Genomic DNA, 24,865 nt, shown 5'->3' with positions numbered 1-24,865 from the left:
CTATTTCGCCCTCAATAAAACGCCGATCGCGCTGTTTTTCTTGATTTCCGCACGACCAAACGCACAGAATGTTTCCGTTTTCTCGTAAGAGACCCCGTTTTGAGCCAGGAAGCGTTCTCCCTTGGCCCGCATCCGGGCTTTTTCCGTGTCCGAGCCGATATAGGCGCGGATTTCACTATCCGTATAGCCGAGGGCATTGGCGCGCGCGCGCAGGCGACGCAGCTCTGTCAGCCCCTTGAAATAACGCGCGGATATGCTGTCGCAGTGGTCCGACACTTCCTTCGCCAGCGCGACCGCAAACAGCGGGTCTTCAATCTCTTGTACGTCGCGCAGAGATGGCTTCGCTGCCGCCATAGAAGGCAATAACATCAGGCAGGTGGCACAGGTTGCAATCAGGGTTCGCATGGTTGAACGCTCCTTGGTGGGAAAGCGTTCAGCACGCGCGCAGACAGCGGCGTTATGCAATAACACCGCCGCTGGCGCATCATGCGCAGCCACAGGATATGCAGGCGTCATGCTCACGGGGTGCAGGTTCCACCATAGACCGCCGTGTCGCCATCCAATGGGACCGCGACATCCGTATCAAGCGGGTTCACCTGCCACGCGATACGCGAGGATCCGAAATTCTCGATGCAGTAGCGGGTGCCTTCGTGATGCGCAGCCAGCCGCGCGCCTTCAAGCGAACGCGGCGCCTTGGATACCGCAGTGGTAAACACCGCCAGCGTCTCTTTCTTGTTCACCGGCTTTGACTTCGCCTTGAACGGAACGCCTGCATAGGTTGGACGGTCGTTGACGATCCCGTCACACCCCGCCAGTACCCCACCGCAGAGGGCCAGCACAGCCATGGTTTTGCTCACACCCGTGATCATCAACTGCTCCCCTGGACCTTATTCAGCCGCCATGGCGCCCATGCGCCCGGACTTCTGTGCTTTGATACGGTCCTCAATTTCCTCGCGGAAGTTGCGGATCAGACCCTGGATTGGCCAGGCTGCCGCATCACCAAGCGCACAGATGGTGTGACCTTCGACCTGCTTGGTCACATCCCACAGCATGTCAATCTCTTCCAGCTCAGCCTCGCCCTTCACCAGACGATCCATCACACGCATCATCCAGCCGGTGCCTTCACGGCAGGGCGTACACTGACCGCAGCTCTCGTGTTTGTAGAACTTGGACAGACGCCAGATCGCTTTGATGATGTCGGTCTGTTTGTCCATCACGATGACCGCTGCGGTGCCAAGGCCGGAGCCCAGTTCGCCGCGCAGATAGTCAAAGTCCATGATGGCGTCTTTCATCTTCTCGCCGCGCACGCAGGGAACAGAAGAGCCCCCGGGGATCACTGCCAGCAAGTTGTCCCAACCGCCTCGAATGCCGCCGCAATGCTTCTCGATCAGCTCCTCAAAGGAGATGCTCATGGCCTCCTCGACAACACAGGGGTTGTTGACGTGGCCAGAGATCGCAAAGAGCTTGGTGCCCGCGTTGTTCTGACGGCCAAAGCCTGCAAACCAATCCGGGCCACGGCGCAGAATGGTCGGCACAACGGCGATGGATTCCACATTGTTCACCGTGGTCGGGCAGCCATAAAGACCGGCACCCGCCGGGAAGGGCGGCTTCATACGCGGCATGCCCTTCTTGCCCTCGAGGCTTTCGATCAGAGCGGTTTCTTCGCCACAGATGTAAGCGCCCGCGCCATGGTGCAGAAAGACGTCGAAATCCCAGCCGGATCCGGCGGCATTGCGCCCCAGCAGACCCTGATCATAACATTCGTCAATCGCGGCCTGCAGCGCCTCGCGTTCACGGATGTATTCGCCGCGCAGGTAGATGTAGCAGGTATGCGCATTCATCGCGAAGGAGGCGATCAGCGCGCCCTCGATCAGCGTATGCGGATCATGACGCATGATCTCGCGGTCTTTACAGGTGCCCGGCTCGGATTCATCGGCGTTGATGACCAGATAGGAGGGGCGACCGTCGCTCTCCTTCGGCATGAAAGACCATTTCAGGCCGGTCGGGAAGCCCGCACCACCGCGTCCGCGCAGGCCGGAATCCTTCATGTTCTGGATGATCCAGTCCCGCCCTTTTTCGATGATGCCCGCAGTGCCATCCCAATGGCCCCGCTGTTTTGCGCCCGCCAATGTGCGCTCATGCATCCCGTAAAGGTTGGTAAAGATCCGGTCCTGGTCCTTCAGCATGTCTGCCTACCTTTGGCTGTCCTGGCGCATGCGCCAGAGTTGAAAAATGTTGACCGCTGCATAGATGAAGCCTGCAAGGGCTGCGAAATCAAACAGCAGAGCGTAGCGTCCGGCGAGCCCCAGTGCGGGGCCGATGAACAGTGACATCGCCAGCCAACCAAGCATGGTTGCGGCAATCACCAACGCGATGTGCCGCCCCTTTGCTGCCAGTGCTTTGTCGTGTTCTGCGCTCATATGGTCCTGAATTTTGGCCCCTGCCCCGATGGGCAGCGGCGGTTATCTTGTTTCAGTCGTCTTTGTAGCGATCGTCGGCCTTGGCCTTCTTGGTGAAGTCCGTTTCCTCACCTGCCGCAAGCTGCCGGGACTGTTCGATCCAGCCATCGCGGACAATGCGTCCCTTGAACTTCAACCGGCTGTCGACCCAGGCGACCTGCTCGTCGGTCCATGCTGCGATCTGGTCGAAGTGGAAGAAGCCAAGATCGTTCAGGGTCTGCTCCAGCTTGGGACCGACACCTTTCAACATCTTCAGATCATCTGCACCGCCATCGCGGGCTGCAGTCAGCGTCTCTGGCTTTTCCTCGACACCCGCAGCCGCCTCAGTTGCGGCCCCCTCAGGAGAGGCCGGTTCACCAACACCCGCTGTTTTCGGTGCGGCCTTCTTTGGCGCGGCGGGTTTCGCCTTGGCAACCTCTGCCTGCTTCACTGCGGGAAGCGGTGTTTTCGGCGCAGGCGGCGGGGTATCGGCGCTGTCGCGTCCGGCAACCTTACCATCCTTACCAATCCAAGGCGTCAGGATCGGAACCTCGGTCCCGTCGATACGCTTAACTGTATCGCCAATATCAGCCGCCAGCTGGACGGAGGCATTATACTGCGTCTTCCCGCTCTCATATTCGGTGAGAGAGGTGAGGCCAGACTTCGGCTCTGCCGCATAGCGTCCGTTCTGCGGACCCGGCAGCGGCACCTGACCAGCGGCCAGATCATCGAGCAGTTTCGCAAAGCCTTCAGCGGTCAGGTCTTCGTAGTAGTCCTTACCGATCTGAGCCATGGGCGCGTTGGTGCAAGCGCCAAGGCACTCAACCTCTTCCCAGGTGAACTTGCCATCTGCGGACAGGGTGAAGGGTTTATTGGCAATCTTCTCCTGACAGACCGCAATCAGATCCTCCGCGCCACAAATCATGCAGGAGGTGGTGCCACAAATCTGAACATGTGCAATCGAACCAGTTGGTTGCAGCTGGAACATGAAGTAGAAAGACGCCACTTCAAGGGCGCGGATATAGGCCATGCCCAGCATGTCCGCGACATATTCGATTGCAGGCTTGCTCAGCCAGCCTTCTTGCTCCTGGGCACGCCACAGCAGCGGAATGATCGCGCTGGCCTGACGGCCATCGGGAAATTTGGTGATCTGCGCCTCGGCCCATGTCTGGTTTTCAGACGTGAAGGCAAAGCTATCGGGTTGTTCGGAATGCAGACGACGAAGCATTAGCGGTCAATCTCTCCAAATACGACGTCCATGGTGCCGATGATGGCAGCGACGTCGGCGAGTTGGTGGCCCTTGGCCACATAATCCATAGCCTGCAAATGCAGGAAGCCGGGCGCGCGCAGCTTGGCGCGGTAGGGTTTGTTGGTGCCATCTGCAACCAGATAGACCCCGAATTCTCCCTTGGGCGCCTCAACAGCGGCGTAGACCTCACCAGCCGGGACGTGGAAGCCCTCGGTGTAGAGCTTGAAGTGGTGGATCAGGCTCTCCATGGAGGTTTTCATGTCGCCGCGCTTGGGCGGGGTCAGTTTACCGCGGGCCAGAATGTCACCGGGTGTCTCGCGCAGCTTGCCGATACACTGACGGATGATCGACAGCGACTGGCGCATCTCTTCCATACGGACAAGATAGCGATCATAGCAATCACCGTTCTTGCCGACCGGGATCTGGAAATCGAATTCATCATAGCATTCATAGGGCTGCGAACGACGCAGATCCCATGCCAGACCAGAGCCACGCACCATGACGCCAGAGAAGCCGTAGTTGAGGATATCCTCCTCGGTCACGACACCGATATCCGCGTTACGCTGCTTAAAAATCCGGTTTTCGGTCAACAGCCCGTCGATATCGTCCATCACCGCCGGGAAAGTATGCGTCCAAGCCTCAATATCGTCGATCAGCGCGTCCGGCAGATCCTGATGAACCCCACCGGGGCGGAAATACGCCGCGTGCAAGCGCGCGCCACAGGCCCGTTCGTAGAAGATCATCAGCTTTTCGCGCTCTTCGAAGCCCCAGAGCGGCGGGGTCAGCGCGCCAACGTCCATCGCCTGCGTCGTCACGTTCAGCAGGTGGTTGAGGATACGGCCAATCTCAGAATAAAGCACACGGATCAACGATGCGCGACGCGGCACTTCCACGCCAGTCAGTTTTTCGATGGCCAGACACCAGGCATGTTCCTGGTTCATCGGCGCCACATAGTCGAGGCGGTCGAAATACGGCAGGTTCTGCAGGTAGGTCCGGCTCTCCATCAGCTTTTCGGTGCCACGATGCAGCAAGCCGATATGCGGATCACAGCGCTCAACGATCTCGCCGTCCAGCTCCAAAACCAAGCGCAAAACACCATGTGCAGCAGGGTGTTGCGGGCCGAAGTTGATGTTGAAGTTACGGATCTTCTGTTCGCCGGTCAGGGCGTCATCCATTTTGGAGCCGTCCATCATTTCGCCCCCTCTTTCTCGTCGCCGGGCAGGATGTATTCGGCACCCTCCCATGGGCTCATGAAGTCAAACTGGCGGTATTCCTGCACCAGGCTCACCGGTTCGTAGACCACGCGTTTCTGCGCCTCGTCATAGCGCACTTCGGTGTAGCCAGTGGTCGGGAAATCCTTGCGCAGCGGATAGCCACGGAAGCCATAGTCGGTCAGGATGCGGCGCAGATCCGGGTGACCGGTGAACAGGATGCCGAACATGTCGAACACCTCCCGTTCGAACCAGTTGGCCGAGGGGTGAATGCCGACGATCGACGGCAGCATCTCATCCTCGCGGATCGACACGCGCAGGCGGATCCGCTGGTTTTGATACATCGACAGGAAATGGTAGACGACGTCAAACCGCTTGGGGCGGTCCGGGTAGTCTACAGCGGTGATATCGACCAGCGACGAGAACTTGCAGGTCGCGTCCGCTTTCAAAAATTCAACAAATCCCGCCAGATTCGACGGCGCCACATCCACGTTCAGCTCATCAAAGCTGACATCCCAGCCGATAACGCAATCCGGGCGCTTGGCCGCGATCTGGGTGCCGAGTTCGTTCAGGGCTTCAGTCATTTTTGTCTCTCCAACCAAAGCCACTTAGCGCACAAGGGTGCCGGTGCGGCGGATTTTGCGCTGCAATTGCATCAGACCATAGAGCAGCGCCTCTGCCGTGGGCGGGCAGCCAGGCACATAGACATCCACGGGCACAACCCGGTCACAGCCACGCACCACAGAATAGCTGTAGTGGTAGTACCCACCACCGTTGGCGCAGGACCCCATAGAGATCACATAGCGCGGCTCGGGCATCTGGTCATAGACCTTGCGCAGAGCGGGGGCCATCTTGTTGGTCAGCGTGCCTGCCACGATCATCACATCCGACTGACGCGGGGAGGCGCGTGGCGCAATGCCGAAACGTTCCGCATCATAGCGCGGCATCGAGGTGTGCATCATCTCAACCGCGCAGCACGCCAGACCAAAGGTCATCCAGTGCAGCGAACCGGTGCGCGCCCAGTTGATGATGTCTTCGGCGGACGTCAGCAGAAACCCTTTGTCCTGCAGCTCCGCATTCAGGGCCTGGGTGACAACTTCCTTGTCGACGCCAGCCGTGTTGGCTCCGGTCATCACTCCCATTCCAGGGCCCCTTTCTTCCACTCATAGGCAAAACCAATGGTCAGCACAGCGAGGAACACCATCATCGACCAGAAGCCCGCATCGCTCATATCCTTGAAGCCGACGGCCCAGGGGAACAGGAATGCAATTTCCAGATCAAAAATAATGAACAGAATCGACACCAGGTAAAACCGGACATCAAACTTCATCCGTGCGTCGTCGAATGCGTTGAACCCGCATTCGTAAGCGCTGACCTTTTCGGGGTCCGGATTGCGGACGGCCAGCACAACTGCCGCCAAAATAAGAACAATTCCAAGCCCGACCGCTACGGCCAGAAACACCAGAATCGGGAGGTATTCCCGCAACATCTCTTCCACGAGTGGCTCCTTTCCGTGCGCGCGGATTTCTGCGCGCCGTCAATTGGCGTGTTGACTTGGGGCTGTGTCTACTCCCCTGCCCCCTCACCGTCAACCAACGCATCGTTAATGGATAAACCTTCTGTAACCGACGCGGCAGATCAACATCACGGCAGGTAAACCCTATTGTTTTCATAGGATAAGGCGCGCCTCGCAAAAGGCACGCCTTGGTGAATGAAATCCGACATTTTTGACGGAATTACTGCTGCCAGCTGGGCTTTTCCTTGGCAAAAAACGCGGCGATCCCCTCAGGTGCCTCGCTGCCTTCCCAGCGGTCCACCAATGCGGCGATGGTGTGGTCAATCACCGCATCGTCGATTTTCGGCCCCAAATCACGGACCAACGCCTTAGCCGCACCCACCGCTTCGGGCGCACAGCTGAGATATGGGATCACTTCCGCTTCAATCGCAGCGTCCAAATCTGCTGCAGGAACCGCCCGAGCGAGAATCCCCAGCTCCACCGCTTCCGCAGCGCCAAACAGCCGCGCCGACATAAAGACACGCCGCGCCCGCGCTTCGCCCATGCGGGCCACCACATAGGGGCCGATGGTGGCCGGGATCAGGCCAAGCCGGGTCTCAGTAAGGCCCATCTTGATATGATCCGCACCGATCGCGACATCACAGACCGAGGCCATACCGACGCCGCCGCCAAAGGCATTGCCCTGGATCGCGCCAATCACCGGCTGCGGCAGGGTGTTGATGGCCATCAGCATCTCCGCCAGCACCCGCGCCTCGCGCCCGCGGGTTTCGGCATCTGCCTCCATCTGTGCCTGCATCCAGCCCAGATCCCCTCCGGCACAGAAACTCTTGCCCGCCCCCGTGAGGACGACAACACGAACGGTGCGATCCTTGGCCAGCGCGGCTGCGGCAGCTTTCAGCTCCTGCAACATCTCACCGGACATCGCATTGTGTTTTTCCGGTCGGTTCAACGTCAGCGTCGCAACGCCGCGCTCATCCGTCGTGAGCGTGATGGTCTGATACATATCGGGTCTTTCTGCCTGTCGAAGTTACAGCCCGAAGGCCACGGGCTGCCTATGGTGTGATGATGAAGACGCCCGCCGCGGCTCAGCTGCCGTCGCTGCGCATCGCCCGCGCCATAGCTGCGGCATCGGTCAGCACATCCCCATCAAGGCCGGTTTCATAGCCCAGACGCGTCAGGTGCTCATGCACCGCCTCAGTCGCCACATTGCCCGCAGCGCCCGGTGCATAGGGACAGCCCCCTAGCCCGCCGACAGCGGCATCAAAGACCCGAACACCCAGTGACAATGACGCATCAATATTGTCAATCGCCCGCCCGGCCGTGTCGTGGTAATGGCCCGCCAGACGGGTGACCGGCACACGCTCCCGCACCGCCAGCAACATACGCGCGATGGAATCCGGTGTCGCCTGACCGATGGTATCGCCCAGCGAGATCTCATAGCAGCCCATGGAGAACAGGCGATCCGCCAGCGCCGCAACTGCGTCCGGGTCGGTCGGCCCGTCAAAGGGGCACTCAGTCACGCAGGAAATATAGCCCCGGACCGGCATATCGATATGGCGCGCCGCCTCGATGATTGGCGTAAAACGCTCAATCGATTCTGCCACGCTCGCGTTGATATTGGCCTTGGAGAAACCTTCGGAGGCGGAGGCAAAAATCGAAATCTCATCCGCCTTTGCGGTCAGGGCATCCTCATAGCCCCGCATATTAGGCGTCAGCGCGGCATAGCGCACATCGGCACTGCGACGGATCCCCGCGAGCACCTCTCCCGACCCCGCCATCTGCGGCACCCATTTCGGGGAGACAAAGCTCGCCACCTCGATCCGACGGAATCCGGCATCGGTCAGCCGGTCAATGAGGGCGATCTTTTCAGCGACGGGAATGTCGCGCTTTTCATTCTGTAGCCCGTCGCGCGGACCTACTTCGAAAATTTCAACGCTTTCGCTCATGATACACTTCTCCCCAAGGCAATCTCAGACATCGCTCAAACCACAGACGTTGCTGCGGTAGCAGACGGGGCAGCACCTGTGGCACCGCCCGATCTGATCGCTGTTCAGCTGTCCGCCTCTTCCAGACGGACCAGCGCGGCGCCGGCCTCGACCTGATCACCGGCAGAGGCCAGAACCTCGGCCACCACGCCATCGCGCGCCGCCAAGAGAGAGTGTTCCATTTTCATCGCCTCAAGGATAGCCAGTCTGTCACCTTCTTTGACCTCGGCACCCGCCTCCGCAAACACGGCCTTGACCAAACCGGGCATCGGCGCCTCGATAACATTGGTGTCACCACCGGCAGTCCCGGCCCGATCCAGCGGATCGATGCAATCAAAGATGCTGCTGATCCGGCCAAACACTGTCAGCCGGCCATCCGCTTCAGCCACATTTGGCAGGGGGTCTCCGCTGTGTCGCCAGACCGCGCCATCAAAGGTGACCTCATGACTGCTGTCGTCCAACTGCCAGCATTGCGCCTGCGGCCCGAGAACCTCAACCGAGATATCAAGACACGCTTCGCCATGGGTGAGCTGCACCGCCCGATGGAGCGGCGCCCAGAGGGTAAACCCGCTGTCCTCACCTGGCTGATGCAGGCCCAACGCCCGCTGGGCGGCAGCAATCCAATGCGCCACAGGAACCTCACCAACCGCCGTCAACGCCTCAAGATCGCGGGCGATCAGGCCGGTGTCGACCTCGCCCCGGCCAAACCCCTCATGAGCAGCAAGTGCGCCCAGAAAGGCAAGGTTGGTGACTGTCCCTGCAACCTCTGTCCGTTCCAGCGCCCGGCGCAGCTTCGATAGGGCCACCTCACGGGTGGCGCCATGCACGATCACCTTGGAAATCATCGGGTCATACCACGGGCTGATGGTATCGCCTGCCCGCACACCGCTGTCAGCGCGACACTCAGCCGGGAAGGACAGATGCGTCAGCGTGCCAGTTGCTGGCAGAAACCCCTTCGGTACGTCCTCGGCATACAGCCGTGCCTCAAACGCGTGGCCAGTGATCGTGAGGTCGTCCTGCTGGGCAGGCAGGCTCTCACCGGAGGCAACGCGCAGCTGCCAGTCCACCAGATCGACGCCGGTGATCAGTTCCGTCACCGGATGCTCCACCTGCAGGCGGGTGTTCATTTCCATGAACCAGAAGCCATCCGTGCGCAGCCCATCAGACCCGTCGACGATGAATTCCACCGTGCCCGCGCCCTTGTAACCGATGGCCTCAGCCGCACGCACACCCGCCTGCCCCATGGCCTCGCGCATCTCAGCCGTCATGCCGGGTGCGGGCGCCTCTTCGATCACCTTCTGATGGCGACGCTGCAGAGAACAGTCGCGTTCGAACAGATGCACCGCGCGGGTCCCGTCGCCAAAGACCTGCACCTCGATATGGCGGGGTTGCTGGATGTATTTTTCAATCAGCACATCCGGGTTGCCGAAGGCCGTGGTCGCCTCGCCCTGCGCGCTTTTCAGGGCATCGGCAAATTCGGATGGCTGTTCAACCAGCCGCATCCCCTTGCCGCCGCCGCCGGCAACCGCCTTGATCAGCACCGGATAGCCGATCTTCTCCGCCTCACCTGCCAGAAACTCGGCATCCTGATTGGCACCGTGATAGCCCGGCACCACCGGCACGCCGGCCTCTTCCATCAGCGCCTTGGCGGCATCCTTGAGACCCATTTTGCGGATCGCATCCGCAGACGGCCCGATAAATGTGAGGCCTGCGGCCTCGACCGCGTCCACAAACCCTGGGTTTTCCGACAGGAAGCCATAGCCGGGGTGGATCGCCTGCGCGCCACTTTCCTGCGCGACACGGATGATCACATCCCCCTTGAGATAGCTGTCCGCCGGGGCCGGGCCGCCGATATGCACGGCCTCATCGGCCATCTGCACATGTTTTGCTGCCGCATCGGCGTCGGAATAAACGGCCACGGTCCGCACCCCCATGGCACGGGCGGTTTCCATCACGCGGCAGGCGATTTCGCCGCGGTTTGCAATCAGGATTTTATCAAACATGGGGGATCCTCACATCCGGAAGACGCCGAAGCGCGTGTCTTCAATCGGGGCATTGAGTGCCGCACTCAGGGAGAGCGCCAGCACATCGCGGGATTTGCGCGGGTCAATGATGCCATCATCCCAAAGCCGCGCAGAGGCATAAAGCGGGTGGCTCTGCTCCTCGAACATGTCGATGGTTGGCTGCTTGAAGGAGGCTTCCTCCTCGGTGCTCCAGATGCCGCCCTGACGTTCGATGGCATCGCGTTTCACCGTTGCCAGCACGCCTGCCGCCTGCTCACCGCCCATCACCGAAATGCGGGAATTCGGCCAGGTCCAGAGGAAGCGCGGGGAATAGGCGCGGCCCGACATGCCGTAGTTGCCCGCCCCAAAAGAGCCGCCTACCAGCATGGTTACCTTCGGTACGTTTGTTGTCGCCACCGCCGTCACCATCTTGGCGCCGTGACGGGCGATGCCTTCGTTTTCGTATTTGCGCCCCACCATGAAGCCGGTGATGTTCTGCAGGAACACCAGCGGGATCTTGCGCTGGCTACACAGTTCGACGAAATGCGCGCCTTTCTGGGCCGCTTCGGAGAACAGCACGCCGTTGTTGGCGATGATGCCGATCGGGCACCCCTTGAGATGGGCAAAGCCCGTCACCAGGGTTTCGCCGAAGCGCGGCTTGAACTCGTCGAACCGCGAGCCGTCCACCAAACGCGCAATCACCTCGCGGATGTCATAGGGCGTGCGCAGATCACCCGGCACCACGCCAAGGATTTCCTCGGGGTCATAGGCAGGCTCCTCGGGACTGGCCCAGTTCACCGTCAGCGGCTTGGTAATATTCAGCGACTGCACCGCGCGCCGCGCCAGCGCCAGTGCATGGGCGTCATCCTCGGCGAGGTAATCGGCCACGCCGGACAGGCGCGTGTGCACATCACCGCCGCCCAGCTCCTCGGCGCTGACAACCTCGCCCGTGGCAGCCTTCACCAGCGGCGGACCGGCCAGGAAGATGGTGCCCTGTTCCTTCACGATGATGGTGACATCGGACATCGCAGGCACATAGGCGCCGCCCGCGGTGCAGGAGCCCATCACCACGGCAATCTGCGGGATCCCCTTGGCGGACATGCGGGCCTGGTTGTAGAAGATGCGCCCGAAATGGTCGCGGTCGGGGAAGACCTCATCCTGATTGGGCAGGTTGGCACCGCCGCTGTCGACCAGATAGATGCAGGGCAGATGGTTCTCCTCGGCAATCTCCTGTGCGCGCAGGTGTTTCTTCACCGTCATCGGGTAGTAGGTACCACCTTTCACGGTGGCGTCGTTGCAGACTACCATGACCTCTTGGCCGTGCACCCGCCCGATACCCGCGATCACGCCTGCCGCCGGGGCTGCACCGTCATACATCGCGTGGGCCGCAGTCGCGCCGATCTCCAGAAACGGAGAGCCGGGATCCAACAGGTTTGCCACCCGGCGGCGCGGTAGCATCTTGCCCCGGCTTTCGTGCCGGGCGCGAGATTTCTCGCCGCCGCCCATGCGCGCGGCCTCTGCCGCCTCGCTGATCTGCGCCAGCGCATCCAGATGCGCCGCGCGGTTCTGTTTGAAGCCTTCGGAGGAAGGCATCGCCTTGGATGTGAGTTTCATGTCCACTCTCCCGTTGTAGGGTTGAGATCTGTCATTTCATAAATTGAGGCCTGCGCCGGCCGTGCATTGGCCCGGATCATGCGGAATCCTCCCCCGCCGCCCGCGCCTTCAATTCCTTACGGATGACCTTGCCGGTCACGGTCATCGGGAGGGCGTCCAAGAACTCCACTTCTCGAGGGTAAGAATACTTTGCCAGACGAGATTTGACGTAGTCTTGCAGATCTTTCTCCGCCGGAGAATGGCCCGGTTTCAGCACCACATAGGCTTTCACGATCTCGGTGCGCAGCGCGTCGGGTTTGCCGACGACCCCAACAGTCGCCACGGCCGGATGGGTCATCAGACAGTCCTCAATCTCAGCTGGACCGATGCGGTAGCCGGCGGAAGTGATGACATCATCCTCACGCCCGACAAAGCGCAGATAGTCCCCCTCCCAGATGCCGCGATCTCCCGTTACCAGCCAGTCGTCGCGAAATTTCTCCGCCGTCGCGTCGGGGCGCTTCCAGTATTCCAGCATCATCGACGCAGCCCCCAGGCGCACGGCGACATCGCCCTCATCTTTGGTGGGGGTGCCGTCGGTGTCTATAACCTCAACCACACATCCCGGAACCGGCTTGCCGATGCAGCCCGGCCGCACCGGAAAATCAACGGCACAGGAGGACACCGTCATGTTGCATTCGGTCTGGCCGTAGAATTCATTGATGGTCACGCCCAGGTGACGCTGGCCCCAGGCGAGCATCTCTGCGCCCAGGGGCTCTCCGCCGCTGGCGACGGAGCGCAGACCGTCGAGCCCCTGCCCCGCCGCCTTCAGCAGGCGCAACGCGGTAGGCGGGAAAAACACATTGCGCACATCGCCCTGACGAATGATCTCGGCGCAGGCCTCCGGCGTAAATTTGTCCAGCCGGGCGGCGACAACCGGCACGCCCAGCGCCAGACCCGGCATCAGCACATCGAAGAGGCCGCCGATCCATGCCCAATCCGCAGGGGTCCAAAGGCAGTCACCCGGCTGTCCCAGATGATCATGACTGATGGCCACGCCCGGCAAATGACCAGAGAGCACCCGGTGACCATGCAGCGCGCCCTTGGCGCTGCCAGTGGTGCCGGACGTGTAGATGAGCACGGCCGGGGTCTCTGGCGTGGTTTCCGCATAAGGCAGGAGATGCCCGCTGTGATCTGCGCTTGCCGATAGGATATCTGTCACCAGCAGCGGCTGCGCCAGCACGCCCAGCTGCGCCGCGCCTGCGCCATCCGTCAGCACCAGCTCAAGCCCCGCATCGCCAATACGCGAGGCCAGCGCATCGTGCTGGAACAGCTTGAACAACGGCACGGAAATGGCGCCGATTTTCCAGATCGCGAGATGTGCCACAGCGCAATCGACAGATTGGCTGAGCAACACACCGACACGGTCGCCGGACTGCACTCGCCGCATCAGATCGCGCGCCAATACATCGACCATCTGCCGCAACTCACCGTAGCGGACATCGCGCCGCGCCCCGGTGGTCAGATCAATGAGGGCGACCTGCTCGTCCGGATGATCCAGCGCCTGCGCCGCCATGTTCAGACAGGCGGGAAACTGCCAGCCACCGTCGGCGCGCAATCCCGGGTACGAAGTATGTCCAGACATGCCGCTCATCCCAAGCCCTTCGAAGAACGCATAACTGATATGCAGTTTTTCCCTTCATTCCCAAAGGGAAAGCACGCCGCTTCTTGATCCAGATCAGTGTTCTGTCGCTGCCTGAGGCGCATACGTTCTTTGCAAACAAACGACCCGATCACGATAGAAGAGGGATAATCCCAATGACCCGTATGGTTTCCGCCCTGGCTCTTAGCGCTGCACTGGCAGCTCTGGCCGGCCCCGCCCTTGCCCAGTCCCAGGGGGATTGGACCCTTGGCGTCGGTATCGCCAACGTCAATCCAAAGTCCGACAACGGCACCGTTGCGGGCGCGGCTGCGACGATTGACGACGATACCGCACTCACCTTCACTGCGGAGTATTTCATCCGCGACAACATCGGTATCGAACTTCTGGCCGCCAGCCCGTTCGAACATGATATCTCCTTGAACGGCGCCTACACCGCGACCACCAAGCATCTGCCGCCGACCCTGTCGGTCAACTATCACTTTCCGACACAAACCCAGTTCAAACCCTTTGTCGGCATCGGCATCAACTACACCACCTTCTTTGAGGAAAGCTCCCCCGCGGGCGTGATCTCGCTTGATGACAGTGTCGGGCTGGCGCTGAACCTTGGTGCGGACTGGCAGATCTCTGACCGCGGCGCACTGCGGGTGAACGTCCGCTACATGGACATCGAAACCGATGTGACCCTCAACGGCGCCAAAATCGGCACCGCCGAAATCGATCCGGTCACAGTGGGCTTTGGCTACGTTCACCGCTTTTGATCCTTTTGACGAGTAACAGACTGAGACGAGTGCTTCAGGGAGGGGCGGCGTGCCGAATGGCGCGCCGCTTTTTCGTTTTCCGGATAAGAAACCGCGCAGTATAAGCGCGAACTGTCCTACCGACCGCCCTAAGGCCCAAGCGTGGTTACATCTGGCCCATCAATTCGCGGCCAATCAGCATGCGGCGAATTTCCGACGTGCCCGCACCGATCTCCATCAGCTTGGCATCGCGGAAAATCCGGCCAACCGGGTTGTCAGAGAGATAGCCCGCACCACCAAAGGCCTGCACCGCCTGATGCGCCTGGGTCATCGCGACCTCGGACGCATAAAGGCAGCAGGCCGCCGCATCCTGACGGGTTACGGTGCCCTTGTCGCAGGCCTTCGCAACCTCATAAACATAGGAACGGGCCGTGTTCATCGCAGTGTACATATCCGCGATTTTGCCCTGCATCAGTTGGAAGTTCCCGATGGGCTGGCCGAACTGCTTACGCTCTTTCATGTAAGGCATCATCTCATCCATGCAGGCCGCCATGATACCGGTGCCGATCCCGGCCAGCACCACGCGCTCATAATCGAGGCCGGACATCAGAACGCGCACACCCTTGCCCTCTTCGCCCAGAACGTTGTCAAAGGGGACTTCCACGTCTTCAAACACCAGCTCAGCGGTGTTGGAGCCACGCATCCCCAGCTTGTCGAAATGCTGCGAGGTGGAGAAGCCTTTCATCTCTTTCTCGATCAGAAAGGCCGTAATCCCTTTTGACCCCGCATCCGGATCTGTCTTGGCATAGACCACCAGCGTGTCAGCGTCAGGACCGTTGGTGATCCAGTATTTATTGCCATTGAGGCGGTAGTGGTCATTACGCTTTTCCGCGCGCAAGGACATCGAGACGACGTCCGAGCCAGCGCCCGCCTCGGACATTGCCAGCGCGCCAACATGCTCACCAGATACCAGGCGCGGCAGGTATTTGGCTTTCTGCTCGGCATTGCCGTTCAGCTTGATCTGATTGACGCAGAGATTCGAATGCGCGCCATAGGAAAGCGAGACCGAAGCACTGGCCCGCGCAATCTCCTCAACCGCAACAGTATGGGCCAGGTAGGACATGCCAGCGCCGCCGAACTCCTCAGGCACGGTGATGCCGAGAAGACCCAGCTCCCCCATCTCCTGCCAGAGTTCCGACGGAAATTCGTTCTTCTGGTCAATCTCCTGCGCCATCGGGCGGACGCGCTCCTGCGCCCAGCGGTGCACCATGTCGCGCAGGGCGTTAACATCTTCGCCCAGATCAAAGGTCATGCTTGCATTGAACATCTTGCCGGTCCTCCCGAGTCGTCGCGGATTATTTGAACATGTGTTCATTTATGCTGATCCAAACTCTCGCGTCAAGCGCCATGGCGAGGCCACTTTTGATAGTGAGTTGACTCACTCAATTTGACGCTCTACCCATAGGGCTGGAAAGGACGACTCATGCAGAAACGCCAGAAACGCGCGAGCGAAAAGCAGACAAGGCTGGTGCAGGCGGGCGCCGAACTGTTCCGGTCTAGGGGATATGACGGCACCAGCCTCACCGACGTCGCCAAGGCCGCAGGCGTGCCGCCGGGCGGAGTGTTCTACCATTTCCGCACCAAGGCCGACCTCGCCGACGCGGTGATGCAGCAGCATCACCGGCATTTCAGCGGCCAGCTTCAGCAGATCGAGACCGCCACCCCGAATCCGCGCAAGCGCCTGCGCCTCTTTTGGGAGGGCGCCGAAAAGCTGGCCGCCGACCGCGCGGCGCTTGGCTGCCCGGTGCTGGCGCTGGCCGGGGACATGGCCGCCGATCCGGCCCGCCCGGAGGCCGCCCAGGAACACCGCAAGCTGGTCATGGCGCATACCCTGGGCTGGCTGGCCGCGCAGTACCGCGCGCTTGGCCTTGGCGCCGCGCAGGCGGATACCGCGGCCGCGGGCCTGTTTGCCACCATGCAGGGCGCATTTGCGGTGGGCCATGTCATGAACGACGCAGATATTATCCGCAGGATTTTTTCGGACAAACGCCAGGAACAGGAAAAGGCAGGATTTTTATGACGAAATATTTGGGTGACCAGGCCTGGTCACAGGCCACCGGCGGCATTCTGCGCCGACGCGACCGTGTGGCGCTGATGCGGCAGCTGGCCGGGATGCAGCTGGGCGAGCTTGCCCGCCGGCTGGGGCTGGCAAAAGGCCCCGCCGCATTGCCGCTGGACGTGGCAGACATCCCCGTGCCCGACAGCGCCACCTGTCGCGCCGCCGAGGAGCACGTGGCCTCCAGCCTGTCCCACGCTCTCGACCTGCACAGCCACCGGACCTATTACTGGGGCATGTTCCTGGCTCATAGCGAAGGTCTGCGCCCGGACCCCGAGCTGCTGTATGTCTCGGCCCTGCTGCACGACCTGGGCCTGTCCGCCCGCGAAATGCCCAAGGCCCGGAGCTGCTGCTTTGCGGTGAACGGCGCCCGGCTCGCCGACCTGTTCCTGCAACAGCAGCAATGGGACAGTGCCCGCCGCCGGAGCGTGTTCGAGGCGATCTCGCTGCATCTCAACCTTGAGGTTCCTGCCGCCCGCCACGGCGCCGAAGCGCGGCTGCTGGCGCTTGGCGCGCATCTGGATGTGACGGGGCGCAACCTGCACCGGCTGCACCGGCGCAGCGCGGGCAGCGTGCTGAAGCGCTTTCCCCGCGACGGCTTTGCCGAGGAGATCGCGGCTTCGGTCAGCGCAGGGCATCACCCGCACACGCGGGCCGGCATCTTAAGCAAGCTGGGCTTCAAGGATCTGGCACTGGCCAACCCGCTGGACCGCCCCCGGGCCTGACCCGGCCTCACCCCTCCTGAAACACCGCCCCGACCTCGGCGCGGATGATGCGGGCGATCTGGGCGCAGTCGGCCAGGCTGAAGGTCAGCGGCACCCGCATGTCGACGATCCCGGCCAGGATGCGGTCGCTCTGCGGCAGGCGGGGGGTCTCGGCATAGCGCCAGCTGTCATAGCGCGAGGTAAAGGCAACGGGTTCGGGCGTGCCGAACCATTTCAGCTCGACCCCCCGCGCAGCACAGCGCCGCAGGACTTCCCGAACGGCCTCCTCGCGCCAGTCCAGCAGCAGAAACTGAATGGAGGAGCCAACATAAGCCTCTTTTTCGGGGCGTTCGACCACCGTCAGGCCCGGCGTGTCGCGCAGGCCCTCCTCGACCTGGCGGTAACGGGCGTTCCAGCGCTGCACCTGCTGTTCAAGATCACGCAGCTGCGGGCGCAGGATTGCGGCGCGAACATTGTCCATCCGCCCCGAGATATTCGGCGTCTCATATTTGATGCGTTCAAACACCTCAGGTCCGGGCGCAGCGCGATGGCGGGAATAAAGCATATAAGACCCAGAGAGCATAATTGCGCGCGCCGCAATCTCTGGATCAGAGGTCACCAGCAAGCCACCCTCGCCTGAGTTCACATGTTTATACGTCTGGCAGGAATAGCAGCCGACCACACCGTGACGCCCAGATAAAACCCCGTTCCAGCGCGCCCCCATGGTGTGGGCGCAATCCTCGATCACGGCGACATCCGAAGCGTCGCAGATCGCCATCAACCGGTCCATATCACACAGATGCCCGCGCATATGCGATAGCATCAGAACGCGCGGGTGCCCGTCGACCGAAAGCTGCCGCTCCAGATCCTCCAGATCCAGTGTCAGCGTCTCGGTAACGCCAACGTAGACCGGCACTGCGCCCACGGCCGCGATTGACCCGGGCACCGGCGCCAGGGTAAAGGCATTGGTCAACACTCGATCGCCAGGCTTTACACCGACGGCACGTAAGGCGGTCGCCAGAGCATAGCCGCCAGAAGCCACCGCCAACGCGTAAGGTGCCTCCATTTGGGCGGCAAACTCCTCCTCCAGAAGGGTCACCTCGCCCGCCTCGTCACCCAACACGTTATAGCGGTGCAAGCGACCGTGGCGCATCACCTCGACAGCGGCCTCGATGGCCTCTTCTGGGATGGGTTCCTGCTGGGTGAAGCTACCGGTAAAGATTTCTGTCATGCTGCGTTTGTCTGCGCCTGACTACATAAGGTCAAGCCCCCGGCCTGCGGCCTCAAAGCACCGTTAAATCGGCAGCAGACGCGCGGCCAGTGCGGGCAGATCCTCAAATCGCTGCAAGAGCGCTTCCGGGCGCAGCGCCTCAAGGTCGCCGCCAGACGGACCAAAGGTGACCAGCACCGAGGCAACACCCGCAGCAGCGGAGGTCTTGCGGTCCGTATCGGTATCACCAATCAGGATGGTCCGCTCCGGGTCCCCCCCTGCCCGGCGCGCGGCCTCGCGCAGGGGTTCGGGATCAGGTTTGCGCACAGGTAGGGTATCCGCCCCAACCAGCGAGTGAAACGCATCCCGCACGCCCAGGCTGCGGGTCAGCTTCTCGGCCAGCGCCTCAGGCTTATTGGTGCAAATCCCAACGCGAAACCCGTCCGCCTTCAATTGCTCGACCGCGGCCATGGCACCGGGATACATCACGGTATGGTGGTCAATCGCATCGCGATAATGCTCCAACAGCTGCGGGTAATATTCTTCAACGGTTTCTTCGTGATAGTGATCAACCCGCTTCAGTCCGGTCGTCAGCATGCTTTTTCCGCCACGCAGGGCTACGCCCGCATCCCGCGGCAAGGAAAGCAGATCCCCCAACCCCATCTGACGAAAACAGGCGTTGGCAGCGGCCAGCAAATCGCCAGATGTATCCGCCAAAGTGCCGTCAAGATCGAAGATAACCGTACGCATATCTGCCCCCTCTCGGCGCGTTTTCGCCACCGCTTGTTGCAACCCGCAACCTTGTTTGATGGCGCTTTGCCTTGCGCGCCTGCTGTTAGCGGATAAAACGGGGGCGCTGAAAAGACAAAGAGAAAACACCACATGAGCACCGCCCTCGTCATTCTGGCCGCAGGCAAAGGCACCCGGATGAACTCCGACCTGCCCAAGGTTTTGCATCCCATTGCCCACGCCCCGATGCTGGAACACGCGCTATCCGCAGGGCGCGCGCTGAACCCGGAACGCACAATTGTTGTGGCCGGTCACGGGGCAGATTATGTGCGCGCCGTGATGGCTGATATCGACGAAGAGGCTGAAATTGTTGTTCAGGAAGAACAGCTTGGAACGGCCCATGCGGTTGCGCAAACCCGTGACGCCTTGTCCGATTTTGAAGGCGATATCGTCGTGCTTTATGGCGACACGCCCTTCGTCAGCGCCGAGACATTGCAGCGGATGCTGGCCGCGCGACAGAACGCCGATCTGGTGGTGCTTGGCTTCACCGCGGCTGATCCCGCGCGCTATGGCCGGTTGGTCATGGATGGCGACAGCCTTGAGCGGATTGTCGAATATAAAGACGCAACCGAGGCGGAGCGGGCGATTGATTTCTGCAACTCAGGCCTGATGGCAGGCAATGCGGCGCAGATGTTTGCGCTGATTGACCGGGTTGATAGCGTTAATGCCTCGGGTGAATATTACCTCACCGATCTGGTCGAATTGGCACGCGCCGATGGGCTGCGGGTTACAGCTGTGTCCTGTGATGAGGTTGAGACCCTTGGCATCAACTCTCGCGCTGATCTGGCCCGTGCGGATCGCGTTTTCCAGCAGCGCAAACGCGCCGAGCTGATGGCAGATGGTGTCACGCTGATGGACCCTGAGACCGTCTATCTGGCCTTTGACACAGTCATCGGTCGCGACACAATCATCGAACCCAATGTCGTGTTTGGCCCCGAGGTCACGGTGGAAAGCGGGGTGTTTATCCGGTCCTTCTCCCACTTTGAGGGCTGCCACATCTCGCGCGGTTCCAAGGTTGGCCCCTACGCCCGCCTGCGTCCCGGTGCGGAGCTGGCCGAGAACACCCACATCGGCAATTTTGTGGAAATCAAGAATGCCGAAATCGCCGAGGGCGCCAAGGTCAATCACCTGAGCTATATCGGCGATGCCAGCGTGGGCGCAGCGACAAACATCGGCGCGGGCACCATTACCTGTAACTACGACGGCGTGATGAAGCATCGCACCGAAATCGGCGCCGGTGCCTTCATCGGCTCCAATACCATGCTGGTCGCCCCGGTGCGCATTGGCAATGAAGCCATGACCGCAACCGGCGCGGTCGTCACCAAATCGGTTGAGGACGGCGCGCTGGCGATTGCCCGTGCTGAACAACAAAACAAACCGGGCCGCGCGCGCAAGCTGATGGACATGCTGCGCGCAAAGAAGGCCCGTCTGAGCAAAGGAGCCGAATAATGTGTGGCATCGTCGGCGTTCTTGGCAATCACGAAGCAGCCCCCATTCTGGTTGAGGCACTGAAGCGGCTTGAATATCGCGGCTATGACAGCGCGGGCATCGCCACGGTCAACGGCGGCACTCTGGATCGCCGCCGCGCGGTGGGAAAACTGGTGAATCTCTCTGATCTCCTGGTGCACGAGCCGCTACCCGGCAAATCAGGCATAGGTCACACCCGTTGGGCCACCCATGGCGCCCCAACCATCGGCAATGCCCACCCGCACCGGGCCGGTGGAGTCGCGGTTGTCCACAATGGTATCATTGAGAATTTCAAGGATCTGCGCGGCGCGTTGAACGAGAAAGGCATCACCTTTCAAACCGATACCGATACCGAAACGGTCGCTTTGCTTTGTGAGGCGTTGATCGCTGATGGCCGGGCACCCATCGAGGCCGCGCGTGAAACCGTCGGGAGGCTGGAGGGAGCCTTCGCACTCGCCTTCCTCTTTGAGGGAGAAGAGGATTTGATGATCGCCACCCGCAAGGGATCGCCCCTGGCAATCGGCCATGGTGACGGCGAAATGTTCGTTGGCTCCGACGCCATTGCGCTGGCGCCCTTCACCGATCAGATCACCTATCTGGAAGAAGGCGATTTTGCCGTCCTGACGCGCAATAGCGTCGAGATCTGGGATCAACGCGGTGCAATTGCCAACCGCGAGAAACGCCAGATCCAACTAGTGAATGCCCGCATTGACAAGGACGGGCACAAGCACTTCATGGCCAAGGAAATTGCCGAACAGCCGGTGGCCATTGACCGCGCCCTGAAGGCCTATCTCGGCGACGACGGGCAGCTGGCGCTACCTGCAGAGCTGGATTTCACCAAGATCGAACGGCTGACCATGGTGGCCTGCGGCACCGCGTTTTATGCCTGCATGGTTGCGAAATACTGGTTTGAGCAAATCGCCCGGATGCCGGTTGAGGTCGATGTCGCCTCCGAATTCCGCTACCGCGAGCCGCCGGTCTCGGACAAGACGCTGGCGTTGTTCGTTTCACAGTCGGGCGAGACCGCCGACACGCTGGCGGCGCTGCGTTACATGGACGGCAAAGCACAGCAGATCGTCGGGTTGGTCAATGTTCCCGAAAGCTCAATCGCACGCGAGAGCGACGTGGTGCTGCCGCTCCACGCGGGCCCCGAAATTTCTGTCGCCTCAACCAAGGCGTTCACCTGCCAGCTGTCGATTCTGCTTCTGCTGGCTCTGCGCGCGGCTGAGCAACGCGGTCTGCCACTGCCGGATGACATGCCTGCCGATCTGCGCGCCCTGCCCGGATTGATTCACCAATCACTGGCCGGAGAGACGCAAATCACCGCCTCAGCGCGCGGGCTGGCCAAGGCGCAGGACATTATCTTCCTCGGACGCGGGCAGCTTTATCCGCTGGCTTTGGAAGGCGCGCTAAAGCTCAAAGAGCTGAGCTATATCCACGCAGAAGGCTATGCCAGCGGCGAGCTGAAGCACGGGCCAATTGCCCTCATCGATGAAAAGGTGCCGGTGGTGGTCCTCGCCCCCCGTGATGCGCTGTTCGACAAGACCGTCTCCAACATGCAGGAGGTGATGGCGCGCGGCGGCAAGGTGATCCTTGTGACGGATGCGGAAGGGGCTAAAATCGCGGGCGATGGCACCCATGAGGTCATTGTAATGCCGCAAGTCCCCGACACGCTGGCACCGATCCTCTATGCGGTACCTGCGCAGCAGATCGCCTATTACACCGCAATCGCCAAGGGCACCGATGTCGACCAGCCGCGCAACCTTGCCAAATCGGTGACCGTGGAATGAACATGCTGACGATTGAGGTGGCATTGGCCGCGCTGGAGGCCGCTGCAGAGCCTGCGCGCGCGACCCAGATGGCGGGCTATCACAAGCAAAAACGCCGGGTGCTAGGCGTACCGAACCCGGTGATCAACAGCCTCAGCCAGGAGTGGCGCAAGATGCTCAGCGCGCAGGATGACGGCCTTACCGCCCGTTGCGTGCTGGCACAGGAGCTGTGGGCCAGCGATGTGTTCGAAGCCCGGATTGCCGCGGGCAAGCTGCTGACCCAGGCCCGGATCAAGGAGGACGCGCCGGTCTGGGATCTGTTGCAAAGCTGGGTGCCGGATTTTGACAGCTGGGCCATTGCCGACCACGCCGCCTCAGCCATTCAGAAACGGCTTCAGGCGCAGCCCGAGCGGCTGGACACAGTTGAGGGCTGGACGTCCAGCGACCACATGTGGACCCGCCGCGCCGCATTGGTTTCGACCCTGCCCTGGGCAAAACTGCCCAATCCAAAACCTGAAGAGCTGGCCGCGCGTGAACGGATCCTCGGCTGGGCGGTACGCTACGTGCCGGACCGCAACTGGTTCATTCAGAAAGCCATCGCCTGGTGGCTGCGCGATCTCAGCAAACATGATGCCGACCGCAGCCGCGCGTTTCTGGTCGAACATGGCGCCGCGATGAAACCCTTTGCCCGGAAAGAAGCGGCCAAATATCTAGGGCCCGCTGGTGAACCCACCGCAGATACAACCACCAGCGACAACGCATAATTCGATACACTAAGAAAAGGCGCTAGGGAGACATCCCTCGCGCCCTTTTTCATCGCTTCAGGATGTCAGATCACCCCGCTGGCAACACCTGCACCTCGACCAGCTCGGTCAATGGCAGCCCCAGTGCGCGCATCGCATCAATGGACAAGCGGCTTCCGGCTCCGGTATCGCCGCCGATGGGCCGCAGGGTCAGCGTGACCTCTGTGCCGCGCGGCGAACGCACGCGGGCTGTCTGCGGGCTATCGACCAGCGGCGTCTCCATCCACAGGCCCGATTGCGAGGGGTCGCCCAAGCTGGCGACGGTCGACGCGCGCCCACTGTAGCCTGCGGTCACACCGGCAGAGGCGCTCTGCCCTTCTGCCGCATCCAAGGGTGCCTGTTCGACACCCGGTGCCAGCGGCACGGTATTGGTGGCGGTATCGGTGGCCGACTCCCCGGCGGTGCCAGCGGACGTCCGCCCGCCCAGAACCGATGAATTCCACTGCAAGGGGCCACAGGCCCCAAGCAGCACGACAGAAGACAGGATCAAAACAGAATAACGCATAGCGCGACACTAGCTCTCACCTCACGGCTTTGCCAGCGGCAATCCCCGTTTCGGCTAAACTCAGGCCTTGCCGCAAGCGCGCCCCCGCTTTACCTAAGAGGGATGACTGCTCCGCTTATCGATCCCTTCGCCCGCGCCATCACGTATCTGCGTGTCTCGGTCACTGACCGCTGCGATTTTCGCTGCGTTTACTGCATGTCCGAGAACATGACCTTCCTACCGAAGAAGGAACTGCTGACGCTGGAGGAACTGGACCGGATGTGTTCGACCTTCGTCAATCTGGGTGTTGAGAAGCTGCGCATCACCGGCGGCGAACCGCTGGTGCGCCGGGGCATCATGACCTTTTTCCGCTCCATGACACGCCATCTCGAAAGTGGTGCGCTAAAGGAGCTGACGCTGACCACCAATGGCTCTCAGCTGGAGAAATACGCGCAGGACCTCTACGACGCGGGTGTGCGCCGGGTGAATGTTTCGCTTGATACCATCGATGAGGGCAAATTCGCCGAGATCACCCGCTGGGGCCGCCTGCCGCAGGTGCTGCGCGGGATTGACGCCGCACAGAAGGCCGGGCTGCGGATCAAGATCAATGCGGTCGCTCTCAAGGGCTTCAACGAAGACGAGCTGCCCGCCATCACCCGCTGGTGCGCGGGGCGTGATATGGACCTCACCTGGATCGAGGTCATGCCAATGGGCGATATCGGCAACGAAAACAGACTGGGTCAATACTGGTCGCTGAAAGACGTGCGCCGCGCTTATGACGATCACTACAATGTCACCGATCTGGCGGAGCGCACGGGTGGGCCGGCGCGCTATGTGCGGTTGGAAGAAACCGGTCAGAAAATCGGCTTCATCACGCCGCTGTCGCATAATTTCTGTGAAAGCTGCAACCGCGTGCGGTTGACCTGCACGGGTGAGCTGTACATGTGTCTGGGTCAAGAAGACATGGCAGACCTGCGTGCGCCCCTGCGCAATCATCCTGAGAATGATCAGGCGCTGGAAGATGCGATCCGTGCCGCGATCACCCTGAAACCCAAAGGCCATGACTTCGATTATTCGCGGCAGAAGCTCGACGGGCAAATGCCCCGCCACATGAGCCATACCGGCGGCTGA

At 61.2% G+C, this 24,865-nt stretch carries 25 protein-coding genes; 7 read left to right on the top strand and 18 right to left on the bottom strand.

What is annotated here, in order from left to right:
- The 14 genes from OO25_RS00200 to OO25_RS00135 all read right to left on the bottom strand — a co-directional run bounded on the left by OO25_RS00200 (nucleotide 1) and on the right by OO25_RS00135 (nucleotide 13,646).
- Complete coding sequence (locus tag OO25_RS00200) at nucleotides 1-405, bottom strand: DUF5333 domain-containing protein (protein WP_040178022.1); 405 nt, start codon at nucleotides 403-405, stop codon at nucleotides 1-3.
- Between the two features lie 113 nt (nucleotides 406-518).
- Nucleotides 519-869, bottom strand: coding sequence for a hypothetical protein (locus OO25_RS00195; protein WP_040177928.1), 351 nt, complete (start codon nucleotides 867-869; stop codon nucleotides 519-521).
- Between the two features lie 18 nt (nucleotides 870-887).
- Entirely contained in the window at nucleotides 888-2,186 is a 1,299-nt protein-coding gene (gene nuoF, locus OO25_RS00190; protein ID WP_040172812.1) for an NADH-quinone oxidoreductase subunit NuoF, read from the bottom strand.
- A gap of 6 nt (nucleotides 2,187-2,192) precedes the next feature.
- Nucleotides 2,193-2,420, bottom strand: coding sequence for a DUF5337 domain-containing protein (locus tag OO25_RS00185; protein ID WP_040172809.1), 228 nt, complete (start codon nucleotides 2,418-2,420; stop codon nucleotides 2,193-2,195).
- Between the two features lie 52 nt (nucleotides 2,421-2,472).
- Entirely contained in the window at nucleotides 2,473-3,666 is a 1,194-nt protein-coding gene (locus OO25_RS00180) for an NADH-quinone oxidoreductase subunit E (protein ID WP_040177927.1), read from the bottom strand.
- Nucleotides 3,666-4,877 carry an NADH-quinone oxidoreductase subunit D gene (locus OO25_RS00175; protein ID WP_040172804.1) on the bottom strand — a complete coding sequence of 404 codons (1,212 nt, stop codon included), beginning with the start codon at nucleotides 4,875-4,877 and terminating at the stop codon, nucleotides 3,666-3,668. Before OO25_RS00175 ends, OO25_RS00180 begins: the two co-directional genes overlap by 1 nt.
- Nucleotides 4,877-5,482, bottom strand: coding sequence for an NADH-quinone oxidoreductase subunit C (locus OO25_RS00170; RefSeq protein WP_014879588.1), 606 nt, complete (start codon nucleotides 5,480-5,482; stop codon nucleotides 4,877-4,879). The genes OO25_RS00175 and OO25_RS00170 overlap by 1 nt, the downstream gene beginning before the upstream one ends.
- Nucleotides 5,483-5,506: 24 nt before the next feature.
- Nucleotides 5,507-6,040, bottom strand: coding sequence for an NADH-quinone oxidoreductase subunit B family protein (locus OO25_RS00165; protein ID WP_014874152.1), 534 nt, complete (start codon nucleotides 6,038-6,040; stop codon nucleotides 5,507-5,509).
- Nucleotides 6,031-6,396, bottom strand: coding sequence for an NADH-quinone oxidoreductase subunit A (locus OO25_RS00160; protein WP_014874151.1), 366 nt, complete (start codon nucleotides 6,394-6,396; stop codon nucleotides 6,031-6,033). Before OO25_RS00160 ends, OO25_RS00165 begins: the two co-directional genes overlap by 10 nt.
- A gap of 238 nt (nucleotides 6,397-6,634) precedes the next feature.
- Entirely contained in the window at nucleotides 6,635-7,417 is a 783-nt protein-coding gene (locus tag OO25_RS00155) for a crotonase/enoyl-CoA hydratase family protein (protein ID WP_040177926.1), read from the bottom strand.
- An 82-nt stretch (nucleotides 7,418-7,499) separates the two neighbouring features.
- Entirely contained in the window at nucleotides 7,500-8,360 is an 861-nt protein-coding gene (locus tag OO25_RS00150) for a hydroxymethylglutaryl-CoA lyase (protein WP_040172793.1), read from the bottom strand.
- Nucleotides 8,361-8,464: 104 nt separating this feature from the next.
- On the bottom strand, nucleotides 8,465-10,402 hold the full coding sequence (locus tag OO25_RS00145; protein ID WP_040177925.1) for an acetyl/propionyl/methylcrotonyl-CoA carboxylase subunit alpha: 1,938 nt from the start codon (nucleotides 10,400-10,402) through the stop codon (nucleotides 8,465-8,467).
- Between the two features lie 9 nt (nucleotides 10,403-10,411).
- Nucleotides 10,412-12,016 (bottom strand): carboxyl transferase domain-containing protein, encoded by a 1,605-nt coding sequence (locus tag OO25_RS00140; RefSeq protein WP_040177924.1) that lies wholly within the window; start codon nucleotides 12,014-12,016, stop codon nucleotides 10,412-10,414.
- Between the two features lie 76 nt (nucleotides 12,017-12,092).
- Nucleotides 12,093-13,646, bottom strand: a complete 1,554-nt coding sequence (locus OO25_RS00135; protein WP_082035269.1) for an AMP-binding protein — start codon at nucleotides 13,644-13,646, stop codon at nucleotides 12,093-12,095.
- A 164-nt stretch (nucleotides 13,647-13,810) separates the two neighbouring features.
- Between OO25_RS00135 and OO25_RS00130 the strand changes: the two genes are divergently transcribed.
- Nucleotides 13,811-14,413, top strand: coding sequence for an OmpW family protein (locus tag OO25_RS00130; protein ID WP_040172784.1), 603 nt, complete (start codon nucleotides 13,811-13,813; stop codon nucleotides 14,411-14,413).
- Nucleotides 14,414-14,558: 145 nt separating this feature from the next.
- On the opposite strand, the gene OO25_RS00125 is transcribed toward OO25_RS00130, so the two are convergent.
- On the bottom strand, nucleotides 14,559-15,719 hold the full coding sequence (locus OO25_RS00125; RefSeq protein WP_040177922.1) for an isovaleryl-CoA dehydrogenase: 1,161 nt from the start codon (nucleotides 15,717-15,719) through the stop codon (nucleotides 14,559-14,561).
- Between the two features lie 156 nt (nucleotides 15,720-15,875).
- Between OO25_RS00125 and OO25_RS22110 the strand changes: the two genes are divergently transcribed.
- Both OO25_RS22110 and OO25_RS22105 read left to right on the top strand, forming a co-directional pair.
- On the top strand, nucleotides 15,876-16,472 hold the full coding sequence (locus tag OO25_RS22110) for a TetR/AcrR family transcriptional regulator (RefSeq protein WP_052465574.1): 597 nt from the start codon (nucleotides 15,876-15,878) through the stop codon (nucleotides 16,470-16,472).
- Nucleotides 16,469-17,233: an HD domain-containing protein gene (locus OO25_RS22105; RefSeq protein ID WP_052465573.1), complete on the top strand. Its 765-nt coding sequence runs from the start codon at nucleotides 16,469-16,471 to the stop codon at nucleotides 17,231-17,233. The genes OO25_RS22110 and OO25_RS22105 overlap by 4 nt, the downstream gene beginning before the upstream one ends.
- Before the next feature lie 7 nt (nucleotides 17,234-17,240).
- On the opposite strand, the gene OO25_RS00110 is transcribed toward OO25_RS22105, so the two are convergent.
- Both OO25_RS00110 and OO25_RS00105 read right to left on the bottom strand, forming a co-directional pair.
- The gene (locus OO25_RS00110; protein ID WP_040177921.1) at nucleotides 17,241-18,443 is read right to left on the bottom strand and encodes a DegT/DnrJ/EryC1/StrS aminotransferase family protein; all 1,203 of its coding nucleotides are present in this window, start codon (nucleotides 18,441-18,443) and stop codon (nucleotides 17,241-17,243) included.
- A 63-nt stretch (nucleotides 18,444-18,506) separates the two neighbouring features.
- Nucleotides 18,507-19,172 (bottom strand): HAD-IA family hydrolase, encoded by a 666-nt coding sequence (locus tag OO25_RS00105; protein WP_040177920.1) that lies wholly within the window; start codon nucleotides 19,170-19,172, stop codon nucleotides 18,507-18,509.
- Nucleotides 19,173-19,304: 132 nt separating this feature from the next.
- Here OO25_RS00105 and glmU point away from each other — a divergent pair, with 132 nt between their 5' ends.
- Genes glmU through OO25_RS00090 form a run of 3 tightly spaced genes read left to right on the top strand, consistent with a single transcriptional unit; the run spans nucleotide 19,305 to nucleotide 23,211 of the window.
- A complete protein-coding gene (glmU, locus tag OO25_RS00100) occupies nucleotides 19,305-20,660 on the top strand; it encodes a bifunctional UDP-N-acetylglucosamine diphosphorylase/glucosamine-1-phosphate N-acetyltransferase GlmU (RefSeq protein ID WP_040177919.1) in 1,356 nt (451 codons plus the stop codon).
- Nucleotides 20,660-22,468, top strand: coding sequence for a glutamine--fructose-6-phosphate transaminase (isomerizing) (gene glmS / locus OO25_RS00095; RefSeq protein WP_040177918.1), 1,809 nt, complete (start codon nucleotides 20,660-20,662; stop codon nucleotides 22,466-22,468). The genes glmU and glmS overlap by 1 nt, the downstream gene beginning before the upstream one ends.
- Entirely contained in the window at nucleotides 22,465-23,211 is a 747-nt protein-coding gene (locus OO25_RS00090) for a DNA alkylation repair protein (RefSeq protein WP_040177917.1), read from the top strand. Before glmS ends, OO25_RS00090 begins: the two co-directional genes overlap by 4 nt.
- Nucleotides 23,212-23,281: 70 nt before the next feature.
- Here the strand turns inward: OO25_RS00090 and OO25_RS00085 are convergent, their stop codons facing one another.
- Nucleotides 23,282-23,755 carry a hypothetical protein gene (locus OO25_RS00085; RefSeq protein WP_040177914.1) on the bottom strand — a complete coding sequence of 158 codons (474 nt, stop codon included), beginning with the start codon at nucleotides 23,753-23,755 and terminating at the stop codon, nucleotides 23,282-23,284.
- 102 nt (nucleotides 23,756-23,857) lie between these two features.
- Between OO25_RS00085 and moaA the strand changes: the two genes are divergently transcribed.
- Entirely contained in the window at nucleotides 23,858-24,865 is a 1,008-nt protein-coding gene (gene moaA, locus OO25_RS00080; RefSeq protein ID WP_040177912.1) for a GTP 3',8-cyclase MoaA, read from the top strand.

The sequence above is a fragment of the Phaeobacter sp. S60 genome, from assembly GCF_000826845.1.
Taxonomy (GTDB): Bacteria; Pseudomonadota; Alphaproteobacteria; order Rhodobacterales; family Rhodobacteraceae; genus Phaeobacter; species Phaeobacter piscinae.
This window is presented reverse-complemented; position numbering and strand designations above follow the sequence as displayed.